Origin of the sequence: Arthrobacter sp. SX1312 (genome assembly GCF_002929295.1) — a bacterium.
Lineage (GTDB): Bacteria > Actinomycetota > Actinomycetes > Actinomycetales > Micrococcaceae > Arthrobacter_D.
On sequence record NZ_PJIM01000001.1, the window covers coordinates 416405 to 435262 of the forward strand.

Below are 18858 nucleotides of genomic sequence, written 5' to 3' on the forward strand. Positions count from 1 at the left end.
TTCCTGCACACCTCCTGGACAGCCAGGCGAAGGAGAAAGAACACGATGTCCACACTTGAAATCAAGGACCTGCACGTCAGCATCGACACCGAGCAGGGCAACGTCCCGATCCTCAACGGCGTCACGCTGACCATCAACACCGGTGAGACCCACGCGATCATGGGCCCCAACGGCTCCGGCAAGTCGACCCTCGCGTCGACCATCGCCGGCCACCCCCGCTACAAGGTCGACAGCGGCACGATCACCCTCGACGGTGAGGACGTCCTGTCGATGAGCGTCGACGAGCGGGCCCGGGCCGGGTTGTTCCTCGCCATGCAGTACCCGGTCGAGGTGCCCGGTGTCACGATGACGAACTTCCTGCGGACCGCCAAGACGGCCCTCGACGGCGAAGCACCGAGCCTGCGCCACTGGACCAAGGACGTCAAGACCGCCATGGCGCAGCTGCGCATCGACGCGGACTTCGCCCAGCGCAACGTCAACGAGGGCTTCTCCGGTGGCGAGAAGAAGCGCGTGGAGATCCTCCAGCTCGAACTCTTCCGCCCCAAGTTCGCGATCCTCGACGAGACCGATTCTGGCCTCGACGTCGACGCCCTGAAGGTCGTCTCCGAGGGCGTCAACCGCGAGCACGCCAAGGGGGAGATGGGTACGCTGCTCATCACCCACTACACGCGGATCCTGCGCTACATCAAGCCGGACTTCGTGCACGTGTTCGTCGCCGGCCGGATCGCCGAACAGGGCGGGCCGGAACTCGCGGACCGCCTCGAGGACGAGGGCTACGATCGATTCACGGCCCAGGTCGAGGCCTAGGACCACAGCATGACCCGGCGCGTCCTGCGCGCCGACCGCAGAACACCAGCCCGAGAGGAAGAGTTCGATGAGTGATGTGCAGCAGGCGCAGACCGCGCTGGATGACATCGAGGAAGCGCTGCGGGACGTGATCGACCCGGAGCTCGGCGTGAACATCGTCGACCTCGGTCTCCTGTACGGCCTGAAGTACGCGGAGGACGGCGCCCTCCTGATCGACATGACGCTCACCACGGCGGCCTGCCCGCTGACCGACGTGCTCGAGGAGCAGGTCGGCCAGGCGCTCGACGGCGTCGTGGACGAGTGGCGCCTGAACTGGGTGTGGATGCCGCCATGGGGTCCCGAGAAGATCACCGAGGACGGCCGCGACCAGATGCGGGCCCTCGGCTTCAACATCTGAGCGGTTCGACGGCAGCACGGGAGGGCGGTTCCAGCACTGGCTGGGACCGCCCTCCCGTCGTCCGTCGGGGTGTTTCGCCCTGGTGCGCGGGGTCGTGCACCGCGGAGGCAGGTCCTGACCCGCCTCCCACCGAGGCAGCGGCCGCCGGCCGGTGGAGACTACATTCCCGGCGCGGGCGCGGGATCCTCTTCGTCGTCTCCGTCGTCGTGGTCCCCGAGGCCCCGTGCCGTGAGCGCCTCGCCCGTCCTGTGCGCGTACGCGACCGCGCCGATCACGAGGGGAGTCACCGCGACCCGCGGGTTGCGTTCGAGGCCGCGTGCCTTCGCCGCCTCGCGGACATCGACGAACAGCCCGGCCAGGTAGGGGATGCTGCGCAGCATGACGGACAGCGCGAGGGCGAAGCGCTCCGGCTGCGCGCCCACGACGCGGAAGGGGCGGGCCAGCCGGGCCACGCCGTCGAGGATGTCCTGCGTGGGCGTCGTGAGGGTCAGGGCCCGCGCCGCGAGGAGGCAGGCGACGATCCCGCCCGACACGCCGAACGCCACGGTCCACCCCTGCAGCCACCCCTGGTAGAGCGCGAGGACGACGAGGACCGGTGCCGCCGGCAGGAGCATCCTCAGGATCCGCACGGGGGACAGGCGTGCCCCGACCACCAGGGCGCCGACGGTCAGGACCAGCGCGACGGCGGTGACGAACGGCGAACGCCAGGCCAGGACGATGCCCGCACAGCCGAGGGACGCCGCGGCCTTGACGGGGAGCGGCGTGCGGTACAGGAAGCCACGGCCGGGCTCGTAGAGGCCCATCGTGCTGCCGAAACCCCTCACGTGCCGCGCACCGGCCGTCCGACCAGGGAGCGATAGTACGCCACGGCCTCGGCAGGCACGCCGTCGAAGACGACGGCACCGCCGTCGACGACGAGGGTCCTCTCGGCCTCCAGGGCGAAGTCGAGGTTGTGGGTGGTGAAGACGACCTGCTGCTCCAGCCCGGCGATGATGTCCCGGACGAGGGCGTCGTTGCGCAGGTCCAGGAGCGTGGTCGGTTCGTCGGCCACGAGGATCCGTGGCTCCACGGCGAGCACGACGGCGAGCGCCAGGATCTGCCGTTCGCCGCCGGAGAGGTCGTAGATGCTGCGGTCGGCGAGGTGGTGCACGCCGAAGCGCCGCAGGACGTCCTCGGCCTGCCGGCGGCGCTCGGCGGAGGGGAGCTTCCGGGCGCGCAGGGACAGCTCCACGTCCTCGCGGCCCGTGGGCATGACGAGCTGCGAGAGGGGATCGGTGAACACGAAGCCGACGGTCCGGCGGACCGCGCGGCCCTCCTTCCGGGTGTCCCGGCCGAAGACGCCGACCGAACCGCTCGACGGGACGAGCAGGCCGTTGATGAGCCGCAGGAGGGTCGACTTGCCGGATCCGTTGGCGCCGATCACCGAGACCCGCCGCTCGCGCAGCGTGAGGCTCGCCTCGAGGATGGTCCGTCCGCCGTCCACGCGCACCTGCGCCCCCGCGAACTCAATCACGGGGTGCGCGCCCGGCGAGGAGCCGGGGGAAGGCGCGGTGCACCGACACGGCGATGACCGCGGCCAGGATGTTCTTGAACACATCGCCTGGCAGGTAGGCGGCGTCGACGATCACGGCATCCCGCAGGGGCAGCCCCGCGTTGACCACGAGTCCCGCGATACCGAGCGGGTGGATGGTCACCAGGCTCGCGGCGAGGCACGCCAGGAAGAGGAGGGGTGCCCGGAACCGCTGCCGGCGCAGGACGACGACGGCGAGGAGACCCGCGACGAGAGCCGCGAGGGGGAAGGCCACGAGGTACCCCGCGGACGGGCCGGCCAGGACGCCGAAGCCTCCGCTGAACCCGCTGAAGACCGGCAGGCCGATCAGCCCGGCCACCAGGTAGAGCAGGACGGCGGCCGTTCCACGTGCGGGCCCGAGGACGATCCCTGCGAGCATGACGCCGAGGGTCTGGAGCGTGATGGGAACCCCGAGCGGCCCCACCGGGATACCGGGTAGGATTGCGAGGGCGGCAATGAGGGCGGCGAAGACCGCGACCAGTGAGAGATCGGTGGCATCCCACCGTCGTCCGGACCGTCGTCCGGGTGATGGACTGCTCCGGACCGGCTCGGCGGCGGTCTTCTCGGCTGGCTGCATGGCACACGCTCCTTCAGCGGACCGGAGTCGCACCGGCTGATCCGGTGATTTGTCGACTTCCTCCAGCCGTCACTGCTTCTGTACCGAGACTAGCGCCGGTCATCAGGGGATCCCTTGTGGGATTCCTACAACAAACGCCGTCTCCGGCACCATTGAAAGGCCTCACCGTGATTAGCGTATCCAAGCTGGAGCTGCGGGCGGGTGCCCGCCTGCTCATGGACGATGTCTCCTTCCGCGTGGACAAGGGCGACAAGATCGGCTTCGTCGGGCGCAACGGCGCCGGCAAGACGACCCTCACGAAGGTCCTGGCGGGCGAAGCACTCCCCGCCGGCGGCACGGTGACCCGTTCCGGCGAGATCGGCTACCTGCCCCAGGACCCGAGGACGCCGAACATGGAGCAGCTCGCGCGCGACCGCATCCTCTCGGCCCGCAACCTCGACGAGGTCGTCGGTGAGCTGCGCCAGGCGCACGAGGACATGGCCAGCGACAAGACGTCGGTGCGCAACAAGGCGATGGCGCGCTACGACCGCATCGAGTCCGCCTTCCTCGCGGGTGGCGGGTACGCAGCGGAGGCCGAGGCGGCGTCCATCTCGTCGAACCTGTCACTGCCCGAGCGGATCCTCAACCAGCCCCTCAAGACGCTCTCCGGCGGCCAGCGCCGGCGCGTCGAGCTCGCCCGCATCCTCTTCTCCGGTGCCGAGACCATGCTCCTCGACGAGCCCACCAACCACCTCGACGCCGACTCCATCGCCTGGCTCCGGGAGTTCCTGAAGAACCACCAGGGCGGCCTGATCGTCATCAGCCACGATGTCGAACTGCTCGAGGCGACCGTGAACAAGGTTTTCCAGCTGGACGCCAACCGGGCGACCATCGACATCTACAACATGGGCTGGAAGCGCTACCAGCTGCAGCGGGAGACCGACGAGCGCGCCCGGAAGCGCGAGCGCGCCAACGCCGAGAAGAAGGCGCACGTCCTCATGGACCAGGCCAACAAGATGCGGGCGAAGGCCTCGAAGGCCGTCGCCGCCCAGAACATGGCCAAACGCGCCGAACGGCTGCTCGGCAACCTCGACGCGGTCCGCACCTCGGACCGCGTGGCCGCGCTGCGCTTCCCCGACCCGTCCCCCTGCGGCAAGACGCCGATGACGGCGGAGGGTTTGAGCAAGTCCTACGGTTCGCTCGAGATCTTCACGGACGTGGACCTCGCGATCGACCGTGGCTCTAAGGTGGTGATCCTCGGACTCAACGGTGCGGGGAAGACGACTCTCCTGCGGATGCTCGCCGGCGTCGACACCCCGGACACGGGCAAGGTCATCGCGGGCCACGGGCTCAAGGTCGGGTACTACGCGCAGGAGCACGAGACGCTGGATACGCAGCGCACCGTGCTCGAGAACATGAAGTCCTCGGCCCCGGACATGCAGGACGCCGAGGTGCGCGGCATCCTCGGGTCCTTCCTGTTCTCCGGGGACGACGTCGACAAGCCCGCGGGCGTGCTCTCGGGCGGCGAGAAGACCCGCCTCGCCCTGGCGACGATCGTGGCGTCCTCGGCGAACGTGCTCCTCCTGGACGAACCGACGAACAACCTCGACCCCGCAAGCCGAGCAGAGATCCTCGGGGCCCTCAAGAACTACAGCGGTGCCGTGGTCATGGTCAGCCACGACGAGGGCGCCGTCGACGCGCTCGACCCCGAGCGGGTCGTCCTGCTGCCGGACGGCGTCGAGGACCTCTGGAACGACGACTATCTGGAGCTCGTCACCCTCGCCTAGCCGTACCGGGACCAGCGACGTCCTCGCTGCGCACCCCGCGAGCGGCGGCCTCCCGCGAGCGGCGGTCTCCGGCCGGGCGGTGACGTCCCGCGCCCGTATCCCGGCACGGTCCGCGGCGCCCCTCCCGCCCGCCGTCGCGCCCGGGCGACCCCCGTCGGATGTGTCCTGACCGGCCCGGCCGGTGTCACGCCCGAGGGTCGGCGGGCCCCACCCGACCCTCGGGCGGGGGTCCCTTCGGACGTCCGCGAGCCACGTCTCGGGTGGGTTGGCCCATGCCTCGGAAACGCCCTTCCTCCGTGCAGCCGGGGGCAGTCGCCGCGCCCCTCCGCCGCGCCACGCCACGTCCCGCCCTCGAATTCGGCGACGCCTCGAGTCGCTGCCACCGCCCTCCGGGGGTCACAGCTACGGCCCGCGCGCGGCATTTCCCATAGGTACTCTCAGAAACCTTTTCGAGTATCGGCTACTCGTGTTTGGCCTTTAGGGGATACGTAACTTGGTCGTACCACCGGGCTGTGCAGCAGCTTTCCAAGGTCCAACTCTGAGGAGACTCTTCATGATCCCCCTCGATCGCAATGAAAACTCCGGGACGAACTCGGCGGGAGGCGCTGACACCGCCTCCCTGCGCCGTCGTCCTGCGGTTTCGGAAAGCGGAGTGCCGTTCGCGCTCCCCACCCGCCAGCCGCCGGGAACCGTCGCTCCCTTCGCCGGCAGGACCGGCGCGCCGGGCCCGAGCGCCGCAAGGATGCACATGCTCGCAGCAGGGGAGGAAGACCGATGACAAGTGTCGCCAGCATAGGCGTGGCCGCACCCGGGACTTTCGGCCGGGACGGTGCGATGTTCGAGGGCCTGCTCGACTTCGTCGCGCAGTTGAGCCTCGTGTTGTGGACCGTCGTGGTCGTCACCGTGATGATCCGTTTCGTCGGGATCCGCATCTACCGTCGTCGATACCGTCTGGCCGGTGCCGCGCCGGTGGACTCCGTCGCGGCGGAGCCCGCCGCGTCGCACCCCACGGCCGAGATCGACGCGATCCGGCCGACCGCCGGGCAGCAGGCCCAGACCGCACCGGTCGCCCACGGCCCGCTCACCGCTACCACCGCCGCGAAGGACGCAGCGCTCGTGCCGGCGGAGCCCGTCGAGAGCGGGCTGGTCGACGTCTCCTCGACCGGGGCGTTCACGGATGCCGTCGAGGTGGTCCTGCTGCCGGACAGCGTGCCGTCCAGGGTCACCCCGTCCGTCCAGATGCCACTCCACCCGCCCCGTAGCCGACACCCTGAACCGCGGTCCCCCGCGCTCGCGACCCACTCCGTCGAGGCCTGAGGATGGACATCGCGCTCGTCATCTTCTGGCTGTTCGCCGGCGTCAGCATCCTCTATGTGGTGCATTTCGGCCTCTATCTCGTGGGCGCGAATTTCTACGATATCTGGCAGCAGCGGCGGAAGGGCCTCAGCGGGGTCCAGGTACCGGTGGCGTACGAGCCAGAGTGCGCGGCGACCGCCATCTGGAACCGGCGTGCGGCACCCGAGGTGCCGGGCCTGGTCTCCGTCGTCATCGCCGCACACAACGAGGAGGCGGTGATCGTCCGGACGCTCGACTCCGTCCGGCGCAGCACCTACCGCTCGCTCGAGGTCATCGTCGCCGACGATGCATCCTCCGACCTCACCGGACGCCTGGTACGCGACTACCAGGTGCGGCATCCCGGGATGGACCTGCGCCTGATGCGGATGCGCAAGAACGTCGGAAAGGGCGCCGCGCTCAACGCGGCGCTCCGGCGGTATGCTCGCGGCCAGTTCGTCATGACGCTCGACGCCGATTCGATCATCCAGCCCGACGCCATCACGAACGCCCTCTCCTACTTCGACGACCCCTACGTCGCCGGCGTGGCCGCCAATGTCCAGATCCTGGAGGAGACGACCGCCCTCGGCATCCTGCAGCGGTTCGAGCACATGATCGGCTACCGCTCGAAGAAGCTGTACTCCCTGCTGAACTGCGAGTTCGTGGTCGGTGGGGTCGCCTCGACGTACCGGATGCGTGTCCTGCGCAAGGTCGACTTCTACGACACCGACACCCTGACCGAGGACATCGGCCTGAGCACGAAGATCACCAGCCTGGGCAATCGGCGCTTCCGCATGATCTTCGGAGCCGACGTGGTCGCGAAGACCGAGGGAGTGCTGACGCTCCGTGCCCTCGCGAAGCAACGTTTCCGCTGGAAGTACGGCAGCCTGCAGAACCTGATCAAGTACCGGGGGATGATGCTCAACCCGCACCGCCGGTACACCCGTACGCTGACCTACTACCGCATGCCGATGGCGATGCTCAGTGAGTTCACACTGCTCGTCTCGCCCCTGGCATGGACGTATGCGGTCTACTGGTCGCTGGTCACCCAGACGCCCGCCCTGATCATCGGCGCCTACCTGACCATCACCGCCTACACGCTGCTGACGGTCTGGATGGACGAGAACCTGACGAGGCGCGAGCGCGCCCGCTTGTCCATCTACGCGCCCACGGCGTATTTCCTGTTCTACATCATGGATCTCGTGCAACTGACCGCTGCGGTCCGCTGCATCGCGCGCTCGCGCGGCCTGGTCAAGCGTCCCGAGATCAACACCTGGAAGTCCCCGCAGCGGGCCGGGAGCACGGCGGTGGTCGCTCGTGCCGCATAAGCGCCGGCGGTTCGTCCGCATACTGCTCAACCCCCTCGTCGTCGTCTCACTGGTCGTGGCGCTGATGACCGCGGGGTGGCTGGTGTACACGGGCGGGCAGAGCATGATCGCCCAGGCGCGTCCCGGGGCGAACCTGCTCCCGCCCCTGAGCCCGTCGGCCGAGGCCACCCCCGGGTCGTCAGGGACGCCGACGGTCACTTCCGCGCCGTCACCCAATACGCTGTCGGTCCCCGACACCTCGTCCGCCACCGACACGCCGTCGACCGTCGACGCGGTGGCAGGCTGGAGCGTCGGCCACAGCGCAGACGCCGCCGCCACCTTGAACCTCGTCGACGGGCAGGTGGACGACCAGGCACTGAAGCTCGACGTCGGACGGTACGCCTCGGGCGACGTCACGCTGACGAGTCCGCGGGTGGAGGTCGACCCCGGGGAGACCTACCTGTTCAAGGCGTTCGTCTCCACCGACACGCATTTCACGCTGCTGGCGCGTCAACATCACACCGACGGGAGCACGACTCTCAGGCAATTGCCGAGCGTCCTCGAGCGGCCGGGCAACGCCCCGTTCTCCGTGAGCGACGCGTTCGACAGCGGGGACACGGTGACGGCGGTGGAGTACGTGTTCCGCCTCGCATCCGAGGGCAGTGTCCGGGTCGAGGGTGCCTACCTCGAGGCGGCGGAGGACGTCGCTCTCCCGCCCAGCACGCCGGCCGCCCCCAACCTCATACCCAACCCCGAGCTCGTCAGTCCCACACCGGGGGTACCCGCGTCATGGTCCCCCTACGCATCCGGGCCGTCGACCGTGGAGTCCGGGCGCGGTGACGACGAGGACGGCCCGTTCCTCTGGACCCGCATCACGAACTACAAGAGCGGTGAGGCGAAGTGGCAGTACCAGCCGGTTCCTGTGGCACCCGACCGGCGGTTCGAGTTCGGCGCGACCTACCGGTCCGAGCGTGAGGTGGACGTGCTCGCCGAGTTCGAGCTCGAGGACGGCGGACGCGTGTTCCGCAACCTGGCGACCGTGCAGCCGGCGGGGGAGTGGACGACCATCGGGGAATCGTTCCAGGTCCCCGACAAGGCGAAGACGGTCATGGTCACCCTGGTGTCCCACGGCGACGGGACCACCGCAGTGCGCGACTACTCGCTGACCGACATCACCAAACCGGGACCCCTCCGGTGGGACAAGCCGATGGTCTCCATCACCTTCGACGACGGCTGGGAGTCGGTCTACGACCGTGCCCTCCCGCTCCTCGACAAGCACGGCTTCCGGTCCACCCAGTACGTCAACCCCACGTCCCTCGAGACACCGAATTTCATGACAGCCGCCGAGGTGCGCGGCCTGCACGAGGCCGGACATGAGATCGCGGCACACAGCTACTCCCACGTCGATCTCACCTCGATCAATGCCGAGCGGCTGGAGGAGGAGATGCGAAGGAACGAGGAGGCGTTGAACGACGCCGGCCTCGGCACCGACAACCTCGCTCCCCCCTTCGGACGGTCCGACCCCCAGGTCGACTGGTATGCGAGCCAGTACTTCACGACCGTGCGGGGGACGGACGTGGGTATCAACACCCGGCAGAGCATCGATCCGTCCGATCTGAAGGTCTTCTACGTGACCGACGAGACCACGCCCGAACTGCTGCGCGAAGCGCTCGCGGAGACGGACCGCGTGAACGGCTGGCTCATCCTCGTCTATCACCAGATATCCACCCCCGAGTCGACCGGCACGCAGGACGACGACACCATCGTGGCGGACCAGAGCACCATCACCAGCGACGCCCTCGCTGCACAACTGCAGATCGTCGACGACAGCGGCATCGAGGTGCAGCCCGTCACTCAGGCGTTCGACCAGTTACAGGACCAGTAGTTCCCGCTGGTGGGATCCACCGCCGTCGGCCCAAGAGAAGAACGGAGAAGTTCATGACTAGATCCACATCTGGATCCTGCTTGGCGCGGGGGCGAGCCGGATTGCTGACCATCATGGTGGCGTTGGGGGCGATGGCTTCCACGCTGCTGACCCCCGGGGTGGCGAACGCGGTGGTGAACAACCCAGCGCCCTCGGCGCTGGTGTCGTTCACCTTCGACGACGGTTTCCGCAGCTCCATCACGGCGGCCGCGCCGACGCTCCAGAAGCATGGTCTCACCGGCACGAACTACGTGGTCACCGACTGCGTGGGCATGACGACCGTGCCGAACACCTGCCGCGCGGACGGCAGCGTGCCGTACATGACCTGGACGCAGATCAGGCAGCTGCAGACGCAGTACGGCTGGGAGATCGGATCGCACGGCAAGGACCACCAGTGCCTCGCCTCGACCGGCGACGTCTGCCAGGCCAACAAGCTGACCCCGGCCCAGATCGACGCGCAGATGGCGAACAGCAGGGCGGCCCTTGCCGCCCAGGGCATCACCGCGACCGCCTTCGCCCCACCGTACGGCGACTACGACCAGACGGTCCTGGCGAAGGTCGCCAAGTACTACTCGTCGATGCGCGGTTTCGCCGACGAGGGCGTGAACCTCTGGCCGCTCAGCGATTACCTCGTCCAGAACGTCGCGGTCGAGGAGGGCCTCGACACCGTGGCATCGCTCAAGGCGAAGGTCGATCAGGCCATCGCGGGCAAGACCTGGGTGGTGTTCACGTTCCACGACATCGTCCCGAACCCCAGCACCAATCCGGGCGACTACGAGTTCGGCACCGCCGAACTGGACGAGCTCGCCGCGTATGTGAAGACCAAGGTGGCGGCCGGACAGATCAAGAACGTCAACGTCTCCCAGGGCATCGTGACCGGCTCTCCGAACAAGATGCCGAACGCCAGCTTCAATGCCGGCATCGGCGAGGGTTGGCGGACGGACGCCCCGACGCGCGTCACGGCCGACGCCGGAGGCAACGGCAGCTATCCCGACCCCGCCCGGTCGGTGAAGCTGGTGTCGGGCACGGGCCCGACGCACCTGTTCTCCCCGCAGGTCGCCGTCACGCCGGGGACGAACTACCTGTACAAGACCTTTCTGAACGTCTCCGCGCTGACCTCGGGCGAGGTTGCGTTCTACGTCGACGAATACAACGCGGCCGGAGCCTGGGTTTCCGGGCAGTACCGTAAACGGGAGAACTCCCGATGGGTGGAGTCGCTCAACTTCACCTATACGCCGAGTTCGACGAACGTGGCGAAGGCCAGCCTCCAGGTGATCGTCGCAGGGACCGGCATCACGGCCTACCTGGACAACGTCGAGCTGCTGGAGCTCATCGGGGGCACCACACCGCCGCCGGTCACCAACCTCGTGGCCAACGGCACCTTCGACGCCGGCCTCGGCGGCGGGTGGAGGTCCGACTCCGCGACCGGTGTCGTGGCGGACGGTGCGGGCAACGGCGCCCCGGCCAACCCGGTGAACTCCGTGAAGTTGCAGGGCGGCACGACCAACAGGCACCTGTTCTCGCCGCAGGTCAACGTGACGCCGGGCAACTACAACATCTCCGCCTACCTCAACATCAAGACCCGCACCGCCGGTGAGGTCGGCTGGTACATCGACGAGTACGACGCCAACGGCAACTGGATCTCCGGGCAGTGGAAGCTCGCCAGTACCGCGATCGGCGTCTCCAACGTCGCCCTGACCTACTCACCGAGCACGACGAACGTCGCCCGGGCGAGCGTGCAGGTGTACGTGACCAGCAACTCCGGGGTGCTCGCGTACGTCGACGACGTGCGCTGGTGGCGGCCCTGACACTCGGACGCCTGCCAGCACGGACAGTGCTGGCAGGCTGTCTTCTGCTCGCGCTCGCGGGCTGCACGCCCGACGACCCGGAACCGGAGCCCGACGTGATCGTTGACCTGATCGACGAGGACTGGCAGCACACGCCGGGAGTGGCGTCCGACAGCGGAGGGCTGCAGGTCACGGCCACGGCGCGAAGCATCGTCGATCAGGACGGTGGAGGAGGGCAGCCGAACCCGCCGCTCAATCTGGCCGGCACGCATCTGGTGGCGGACGGAGACTTCTCCCTCAGCGCGTCGCTCACCGACGTGATCGCCGACGCCTCGTGGACCGTCTTCGACAGTCCGCCGGTGATCGCCGACGAATTCCGGCTGGAGCCATCGGGCCTGCGGCTCACCCTCCTCGACGACGACCTCGAGATCGCCGTCTTCGACGGTTCCCCCCAGGAGGACGTCACCAGCCCCCGGCCGGCGCACGAGGAGCACGTGACGGTCCGGGATCCCGAAGCCACGCTGGTGGTACGCCGGTCCGGCGACACACTCGAGATCGAGAGCGGTGGAGAGACCGTCTCCTCCCTGCCCCTCGGAGCGGTGTTCGAATCAGGGAAGCTCTGGCTGGGACTCTCGAGCGAGGGCGGCTCCTTCCGCGTCGGTTCCTTCACCGCGACCGCTCTGGACGGCGGCACCCTCACGACCGCGGAGCCGGCCGTGGTCCAGGCCGAGCAGGAGCCGGACGGGCTGCAGGCCCTGGCCTCGCAGAAGAGGCCGGATTTCACGATCGGCGCCGCGGTGGCGCTCGGCCCGCTCGCCTCGGACCCGGACTACGCCAGGGAGTTCGTCGGCAACTTCGGCGCGCTCACGCCGGAGAACGCGATGAAGCCGCAGTTCCTCTCGCCGCAGCAGGCCGTGTACACGTTCGAGGAGGCCGATGCGATCATCGCGATCGCCGAGAGCAAGGACCTGGCGGTGCACGGCCACACCATCGCCTTCACCGAGGCGATGCCCCGCTGGATGCAGGAGTTGCCCACCGGCACGGAGTGGGAGCGCCGAGCCAGCGCCGAGGCACTGCTCGACTACATCACGACCGTGGTGACCCACTTCAAGGGCCGCATCGACTCGCTCGACGTCGTCAACGAACCGTTCGACGTGGACCAGGGCACCAGCTACCAGCAGAACATCTGGTACCGGGTCTTCGGGCCCGGCTACCCGGCGGTCGTCTCCCAGGCCGTCTACGAGGCGGATCCGGACGTCAAGCAGTTCATCAACGAGAACGGGGCCGACGTCCCGGGGTACCGCCAGGACGCCCTGCTCAAGCTCGCCCTCGACACCAACGCGCAGGGCGGGCACATCTACGGCGTCGGCCTCCAGGCCCACGTCTACGACCTCGAGACCGACGCCATCTCAACCGAGGATCTCACGGAGACGCTCGAGAACTTCGGGGATGCCGGGCTGCGCGTCCGGATCTCGGAGAACGACGTCACCGACGGAGAGGGGGTCGACGCTCAGGCGGAGCAGTACGCCACGGTGCTGGAGACCTGCATGCGCTCGCCTACCTGCGTCTCCTACACCACGTGGGGCGTGGACAACCGCTACAACTGGTGGGTCGACGACGACGGTGAGCTGCAACAGGGCCGGGACTTCCTGTTCACGGACGGGGAGACGACCCCCGCGTACGACGCGATGAGGCGCGTGCTGGGCGGCTGAGCGTCGCGGTGGCGCCGCCGCCTTGACGCCGCCGCCCTGACGTCGACGGGGATCCTGGGCGGTCGTCGGTGGGCCCGTCTCAGTGGACGGCCTCGGCGTGGTGCACGGCCTCGGCGTGGATACCGTTGGAGGCGGTGGAGAGGATGTCCTTCGCCACCTTGAGGATGATGGTGTCGATGGACGCGGTCGGTCGGAACCGGATGAGGCGTGACGCGAGGGCGATGTCGGGGGACCGGCGTCGAACGTCCTCGTGGCCGGGGCCGTAGACGTCGTCGTACGGAATGAAGCTGATCATGCTGCGGCTGCCCAGGAGCCTGATCGTCCGCTCGGCCAGCTCGATGATCGACACCTCCTGGGTGCTACCAAGGTCGGTCGCGAGCCCACGGGCGGCCGGCTGCTCGGCGATGCGCACGATCGCCGGGACGACGTCCCCCACATAGGAGAAGCAGCGAGTCTGCCGGCCGTCACCGTGGACGGTCAGCGGGTCACCCCGCAGCGCCTGCTTCACGAGCGTCGGCACCACGCCACCGGATCGGCCTCCCTGGCGGGGACCCGCCGTATCGAAGAGCCGGACCACGGACACCGCCAGACCGTATTCCCGCCCGTAGGCCTGGGCGAAGGCCTCTTCCGTCGCCTCCGCGGCGACACCCGCCCACCGGGGGGTCAGCGGCGAACCGAGGATGCACTCCGCATCCCCGGACAACCGGCCGGAGACGTGCCTTCCATGGATGTCGCCGCTGGACACCACGATCAACTCGGAACCCGCATCGAGGCAGGCGTCGAGGACCGTCTCGGTGCCATGGACGGTGGAGCGAAGGCCTGCGAGGGGGCGATCCGTGTACGCATGCGCCCCACCGGCGGTCGCCAGATGGAACACCCGGTCCACTCCGCGGATCGCCCTGCCGACCGCAGCCGTGTCCAGGGTGCTGCCCTCGTGGAACGTGAAGGTCTCATGGGCCAGGCACGCACCCAGATTCTCGAGCCTGCCGCGGGAGAGATCATCGAGCACGGTGACGGCGTCCCCGGCGTCCAAAAGGTATTCGGCGAGGTGGCTGCCGATGAAACCAGCGCCACCGATCACGGCGGTTCTCATGGCCCGTTCCCCCTGGGTGATTCGGCGATTCCAGCAACGGAGCGGCGGACGATGGCGCGAATCGTAGGACCCGGACCACACAGCGCCGTGCTGCACTGCTTCTCGGCAGCATCCTATGAACGGTCGTGCCCGGGGGCACGAGTGCGTTCCACTCGATTCCGGGTGGGGACTCCTGCACGAACCACCCGTCGTCCTGGGCCGACTACCCGGCCGTGCTCCGAGGACGGTCGACGACCTTCGTCAGCGCAGTGCAGGAGCGGGGGTTCCTGCGACCCGACCACCGCGTCGAGGCCTTCGCCGGCGTGACCCTAGCGGATTCCCCGGGCGTCGAGGATGGCGTCCTCCTCCTCCTCCGAGGACGGGCGACGACGCCGGCGGGCCGGGCGATCCGGAGCGGTGCCGTCCCGTTCGGCGTCGCTCCTGCGCTGCTGCCGCGCCGCGTACCCGAGGCCCACGAAGGCGAGGACGCCGAAGGCGAACCACTGCAGGGAGTAGGAGAGATGCGGCCCTTCGTCGATGGACGGCTTGGGTGCGGCGATCGGGGTCTGGGCCGCTGCCGGCCGCTCCAGCGCGACCAGGCCGTAGGCGGCGTCCTGCAGGGGGTACTCCACGCTCTCCGCGAGCGACGGAAGATGGATCGATGCGATCTGCCCCTCGGGTGCGCCCCGGTTCACCTCCGGCTCGCCCGGCCGAATCCGTGCGGTGACCTCGACCTCCCCCGCGGGCGGGGCCGGCACCACGTCCGGGCGTCCTGCTTCAGCGTTGCCGATGGGCAGCCAGCCGCGGTCGATGATGACGGCGGTCCCGTCCTCGAGCCGCAGGGGAGTGAGCACCTCATACCCCGGCTGACCGTTGAGCGGCCTGTTGCGCACCACGACCTGGTGTTCGACGTCGTACGTCCCGGTGAAGGTCACCGGCGTCCATTCGCGGGCGGGATCGAAGGTGTCGAAGCCGTTCGCCCCCGGTACATAGCGCTGCGGCGGGGCATCGTAGTTCGCCTCGATGCGCTGGATGTCCTCCACGACGGCCTCCCGCCTGTCCAGCTGCCATCGTCCGAGCCCCACGCAGCCGGCGGCCAGCACCATGACCATGGCCAGCCAGCCGAGCCAGCGGACGGAGAAGAAATAGCGGAACACCTAGCGGGTCTCCATCGGTCGGTCGGCGGTCAGGGGGAGGGTCTCCTTCCAGAGCCCGCGATCCCGGAGGTACTCCTCGAACCACTCCACGTGCTCAGGGCACGACGCCCAGGCCTTCTGTCGCTCGGGGGTGTGGATGCGCGGGTTGTTCCACAGCAGCTGCCACTCGGCGTCGTTCCGGCATCCCTTGCGGGAGCAGACGGGAGGCCCTCCCTCGGCCGGTCCCGGCGCCCCGAACAGACCGAGGCCCGCGGCCGGACGGGCGGCAACGGGCCGGGGAGTGGACGGCAGGTCAGCCACGGGCGTCGGGCCCGCCGTGGCCTGCATCCTGGGGCCCGCGACGTGCCGGGTCCGCGGAATCGTCGATGATCTCGCCACTGAGGACGTCCTCGCCGTCGTCAGGGCCGGCGTCGACGACCTTCACCTCGATCTCCCGCACCGGGGCGCGGTCGATCAGGGCGTCGCTGTGGCGGATGTTGCTGGTGTCGCTGCCGCCGTTCGCGACGATCACGGCGAAGTACGGCAGGAACACCGCTCCCGCGATCATCACCCACTGCAGCCACACGTACGGGACCACGAAGACCAGGATGAAACACACGAGACGGATGCCCATCGACACCGAGTAGCGGATCATTCGCGTACGCATCTCGTCGCTGTGTGATTCCCGTGCGTCGGAGATGCTGTGGACGTCTGTGTTGTGCTTCGTTTGCTTACTCATCACACTCCAAAAAGAATCCCTCTATTGTCTCATTCCGGGCCCCGTTCCCGAAGTCGAGGGATGCGCCGTTAGGATCGTCGGGACAGTCTGACCGATGGCCACGGGGGAGGTCCGAGAGGGCTGGGACGCCCGTCCGGAGCGCTTGCGCGGTGGTCGGCAGGAACAACATGGACCCCTTCCGGCCCGCAGACAGAGGAGTTACCCCCTTGGCACCTGATGCAGACAGCAGTACGACGGCCTCCGGCCGCAGCGTCCTCATTACCGGAGGCAACCGCGGGATCGGCCTTGCCATCGCCAAGGTATTCGTAGCCAACGGCGACAAGGTTGCCATCACCTACCGAAGTGGTGAGATTCCTGAAGGGATGTTCGGCGTGCGGGCCGATGTCACCAGCGAGGAACAGATCGACGCGGCGTTCACGCAGATCGAGGCCGAGCACGGACCGGTGGAGGTGCTCGTCGCGAATGCCGGCATCACACGCGACACCCTGCTCATGCGCATGACCGAGAGTGACTTCACGGACGTCATCGACACCAACCTGACCGGCGCGTTCCGCGTGGTCAGGCGGGCGTCGCGCGGCATGATCCGCCTCCGACGCGGCCGCGTCATCCTGATCTCGAGCGTCACGGGCCTGTACGGGGCGCCGGGCCAGATCAACTACTCCGCCTCCAAGGCCGGGCTGATCGGCATCGCCCGTTCCCTGACGCGCGAGCTCGGCTCGCGGGGCATCACGGCCAACGTCGTCGCCCCGGGGTTCATCGACACCGACATGACGGCGGAGCTGCCCGAGGACACGCGGAAGAGCTACCTCGCCACCATCCCCGCCGGCCGCTTCGCGTCGCCCGACGAAGTGGCGGGCGTCGTGTCCTTCCTGGCCGGCGATGCCGCCGGCTACATCTCGGGTGCCGTCATCCCCGTCGACGGCGGACTCGGCATGGGCCACTAGGCCACCCCCGCCCCCACCACCCAGCCCACCAGAAGGAGAACCATGGCCACCCTCGAGGGAACCACAGCAATCGTCACCGGATCGTCCCGCGGGATCGGCGCCGACGTCGCGCAGCAGCTCGCTGCGCAGGGCGCCGCCGTCGTCGTGAACTACCGTCAGAAGGCGCCGCGCGCCAACAAGGTGGTGGCGGGGATCGAGACGACCGGCGGCCGGGCCGTCGCGGTCGGTGCGGACCTGACGACGCCGGAGGGTCCTGCGGCGCTGGTCGATACTGCAGTCTCGACCTTCGGTGGGCTGAACCTGCTGGTCCTCAACGCGTCCGGCGGCATGGAGACGGGCCTGGGGGAGGATTATGCGCTGAAGCTCAACCGTGACGCGCAGATCGCCATGCTCGAGGCCGCCACGGAGGTGATGCCCGCGGGCTCACGCGTCGTCTTCATCACGAGCCACCAGGCGCACTTCATCGAGAAGGTCGAGACGATGGACGCCTACGAGCCGGTCGCGCGCAGCAAGCGGGCCGGCGAGGACGCCCTGCGCGCCCGCATCCCGCAGCTCGACGAGAAGGGGATCTCCCTCGTCGTCGTGTCCGGCGACATGATCGAGGGCACGGTCACGGCGACGCTGCTGGACCGCGCCACCCCCGGAGCCATCGAGGCGCGCCGCCAGGAGGCGGGCCGCCTGTACTCCGTCGCGGAGTTCGCGACCGAGATCGTCCGGATGGTCACGGCGGACGTCCCCACGGGCCACACGGAGTATGTGGGCGGCGCCGAGGACTTCCTCGCCAAGAGCTGACCCGCAGCCTCGTCCAAAGCCCGGGCTACAGCCCGGCGAAGTGGCGGACGACGTCCAGGTCCGGAAGGTCGAGGGCGACGTCCGCCGCTGCACGGACGGCAGGCTTCGCGTTGAACGCCACGCCGAGTCCCGCTGCGCCCAGCATGTCGAGGTCGTTCGCCCCGTCGCCGACGGCGATCACCGCCGCAGGCTGCACGCCCGCGCGCTCGGCTTCGGCGCGGAGCGTGCGCTCCTTCTCGCGGCGGTCGACGACGGCGCCCGCCACCCTGCCGGTCAGGGCGCCGTCGAGGATCTCGAGGTCGTTCGCCTTGGCGAAGGACAGGCGGAGGCGCTCGGCGAGGGGTGCGAGGACCTGCGAGAAGCCGCCGGAGACCACGCCGACGCGATGGCCCGCGCCGAGGTACGCGGCGACGAGGTCCTCCGCGCCGTCGCTCAGCTCGATGCGCTCCACGACCTCGCCGATCACGGTGGCAGGAAGCCCCTGCAGCGCGCGGACCCGGTGGTGGAGGGACTGGGCGAAGTCGAGCTCACCCCGCATGGCAGCCTCGGTCACCGCCGCCACCTCCGCCTCGCGGCCCGCATGCGCGGCGAGCAGCTCGATGACCTCCTGGCGGATCAGCGTCGAGTCGACATCCATGATCAGCAACTTCGGTCCGGGAGCGTACGTGGGGGCCGGGACGAGCGCGGCGCCGACGCCGGAGGCGGCCGTCCACCGTGCCAGCCCGGCGCGCACCTCCGAGGCCCGCGCGGTGAGCTCGACGCCGAGGGTCAGCACCGTGTAGGTCGGGGTCGCCGCGGTCGCGGTGTCCGTGACCTCGGCGCCCAGGCCGCGCAGGGCGCCGAGCAGGTCCTCCCGGTGTCCGCCGTCGAGCCGCCTCGCATAGGCGACCACCCGTGCCGTGTCCCGCATGCTCCCGCTCCTGTCCACGCCGGTGCCGGCGTCCGTGTCTCGTGGGGTCCCGATCGTGGCGTCCTGCCCGCCGCCGGAGCCGGCAG

At 69.1% G+C, this 18858-nt stretch carries 18 protein-coding genes; 10 read left to right on the top strand and 8 right to left on the bottom strand.

The features are described 5' to 3' along the window. Nucleotides 1–45 precede the first annotated feature (45 nt). Nucleotides 46–807, top strand: coding sequence for a Fe-S cluster assembly ATPase SufC (gene sufC / locus CXQ92_RS02020; RefSeq protein ID WP_104164847.1), 762 nt, complete (start codon nucleotides 46–48; stop codon nucleotides 805–807). A 67-nt stretch (nucleotides 808–874) separates the two neighbouring features. Continuing rightward, nucleotides 875–1204, top strand: coding sequence for a metal-sulfur cluster assembly factor (locus tag CXQ92_RS02025; protein ID WP_104120512.1), 330 nt, complete (start codon nucleotides 875–877; stop codon nucleotides 1202–1204). A gap of 158 nt (nucleotides 1205–1362) precedes the next feature. Here the strand turns inward: CXQ92_RS02025 and CXQ92_RS02030 are convergent, their stop codons facing one another. Genes CXQ92_RS02030 through CXQ92_RS02040 form a run of 3 tightly spaced genes read right to left on the bottom strand, consistent with a single transcriptional unit; the run spans nucleotide 1363 to nucleotide 3351 of the window. Beyond that, on the bottom strand, nucleotides 1363–2028 hold the full coding sequence (locus CXQ92_RS02030) for an energy-coupling factor transporter transmembrane protein EcfT (protein ID WP_258069660.1): 666 nt from the start codon (nucleotides 2026–2028) through the stop codon (nucleotides 1363–1365). Beyond that, on the bottom strand, nucleotides 2025–2717 hold the full coding sequence (locus tag CXQ92_RS02035; RefSeq protein ID WP_258069661.1) for an energy-coupling factor ABC transporter ATP-binding protein: 693 nt from the start codon (nucleotides 2715–2717) through the stop codon (nucleotides 2025–2027). Before CXQ92_RS02035 ends, CXQ92_RS02030 begins: the two co-directional genes overlap by 4 nt. Beyond that, complete coding sequence (locus tag CXQ92_RS02040; protein WP_104164853.1) at nucleotides 2710–3351, bottom strand: biotin transporter BioY; 642 nt, start codon at nucleotides 3349–3351, stop codon at nucleotides 2710–2712. Before CXQ92_RS02040 ends, CXQ92_RS02035 begins: the two co-directional genes overlap by 8 nt. A gap of 167 nt (nucleotides 3352–3518) precedes the next feature. Between CXQ92_RS02040 and CXQ92_RS02045 the strand changes: the two genes are divergently transcribed. The 6 genes from CXQ92_RS02045 to CXQ92_RS02070 all read left to right on the top strand — a co-directional run bounded on the left by CXQ92_RS02045 (nucleotide 3519) and on the right by CXQ92_RS02070 (nucleotide 13179). Continuing rightward, entirely contained in the window at nucleotides 3519–5117 is a 1599-nt protein-coding gene (locus CXQ92_RS02045; RefSeq protein WP_104164855.1) for an ABC-F family ATP-binding cassette domain-containing protein, read from the top strand. Between the two features lie 774 nt (nucleotides 5118–5891). Then, the gene (locus CXQ92_RS02050; RefSeq protein ID WP_146067357.1) at nucleotides 5892–6434 is read left to right on the top strand and encodes a hypothetical protein; all 543 of its coding nucleotides are present in this window, start codon (nucleotides 5892–5894) and stop codon (nucleotides 6432–6434) included. Nucleotides 6435–6436: 2 nt separating this feature from the next. Then, the gene (locus CXQ92_RS02055) at nucleotides 6437–7777 is read left to right on the top strand and encodes a glycosyltransferase (RefSeq protein ID WP_104164859.1); all 1341 of its coding nucleotides are present in this window, start codon (nucleotides 6437–6439) and stop codon (nucleotides 7775–7777) included. Next, nucleotides 7767–9641: a polysaccharide deacetylase family protein gene (locus tag CXQ92_RS02060; RefSeq protein ID WP_104164861.1), complete on the top strand. Its 1875-nt coding sequence runs from the start codon at nucleotides 7767–7769 to the stop codon at nucleotides 9639–9641. The genes CXQ92_RS02055 and CXQ92_RS02060 overlap by 11 nt, the downstream gene beginning before the upstream one ends. 131 nt (nucleotides 9642–9772) lie before the next feature. Next, nucleotides 9773–11488: a polysaccharide deacetylase family protein gene (locus CXQ92_RS02065; RefSeq protein ID WP_181033518.1), complete on the top strand. Its 1716-nt coding sequence runs from the start codon at nucleotides 9773–9775 to the stop codon at nucleotides 11486–11488. Between the two features lie 95 nt (nucleotides 11489–11583). After that, entirely contained in the window at nucleotides 11584–13179 is a 1596-nt protein-coding gene (locus CXQ92_RS02070; protein ID WP_258069662.1) for an endo-1,4-beta-xylanase, read from the top strand. Nucleotides 13180–13258: 79 nt separating this feature from the next. Here CXQ92_RS02070 and CXQ92_RS02075 read toward each other — a convergent pair whose 3' ends face one another. The 4 genes from CXQ92_RS02075 to CXQ92_RS02090 form a co-directional block, all read right to left on the bottom strand. Then, a complete protein-coding gene (locus CXQ92_RS02075) occupies nucleotides 13259–14272 on the bottom strand; it encodes an NAD-dependent epimerase/dehydratase family protein (protein WP_104164866.1) in 1014 nt (337 codons plus the stop codon). A gap of 308 nt (nucleotides 14273–14580) precedes the next feature. Then, nucleotides 14581–15408: an SURF1 family protein gene (locus CXQ92_RS02080; RefSeq protein WP_104164868.1), complete on the bottom strand. Its 828-nt coding sequence runs from the start codon at nucleotides 15406–15408 to the stop codon at nucleotides 14581–14583. Continuing rightward, nucleotides 15409–15648, bottom strand: a complete 240-nt coding sequence (locus CXQ92_RS02085; protein ID WP_104166622.1) for a hypothetical protein — start codon at nucleotides 15646–15648, stop codon at nucleotides 15409–15411. 52 nt (nucleotides 15649–15700) lie between these two features. Further along, nucleotides 15701–16126, bottom strand: a complete 426-nt coding sequence (locus CXQ92_RS02090) for a DUF3099 domain-containing protein (protein ID WP_104164871.1) — start codon at nucleotides 16124–16126, stop codon at nucleotides 15701–15703. A gap of 206 nt (nucleotides 16127–16332) precedes the next feature. On the opposite strand from CXQ92_RS02090, the gene CXQ92_RS02095 reads away from it, so the two are divergent. Together CXQ92_RS02095 and CXQ92_RS02100 are read left to right on the top strand one after the other, a co-directional pair. Further along, nucleotides 16333–17070 carry a beta-ketoacyl-ACP reductase gene (locus tag CXQ92_RS02095; RefSeq protein ID WP_258069663.1) on the top strand — a complete coding sequence of 246 codons (738 nt, stop codon included), beginning with the start codon at nucleotides 16333–16335 and terminating at the stop codon, nucleotides 17068–17070. 42 nt (nucleotides 17071–17112) lie between these two features. Further along, nucleotides 17113–17862 carry an SDR family oxidoreductase gene (locus CXQ92_RS02100; protein ID WP_104164875.1) on the top strand — a complete coding sequence of 250 codons (750 nt, stop codon included), beginning with the start codon at nucleotides 17113–17115 and terminating at the stop codon, nucleotides 17860–17862. 25 nt (nucleotides 17863–17887) lie between these two features. Here the strand turns inward: CXQ92_RS02100 and serB are convergent, their stop codons facing one another. Next, the gene (serB, locus tag CXQ92_RS02105) at nucleotides 17888–18772 is read right to left on the bottom strand and encodes a phosphoserine phosphatase SerB (RefSeq protein WP_104164877.1); all 885 of its coding nucleotides are present in this window, start codon (nucleotides 18770–18772) and stop codon (nucleotides 17888–17890) included. Nucleotides 18773–18858: the final 86 nt, after the last annotated feature.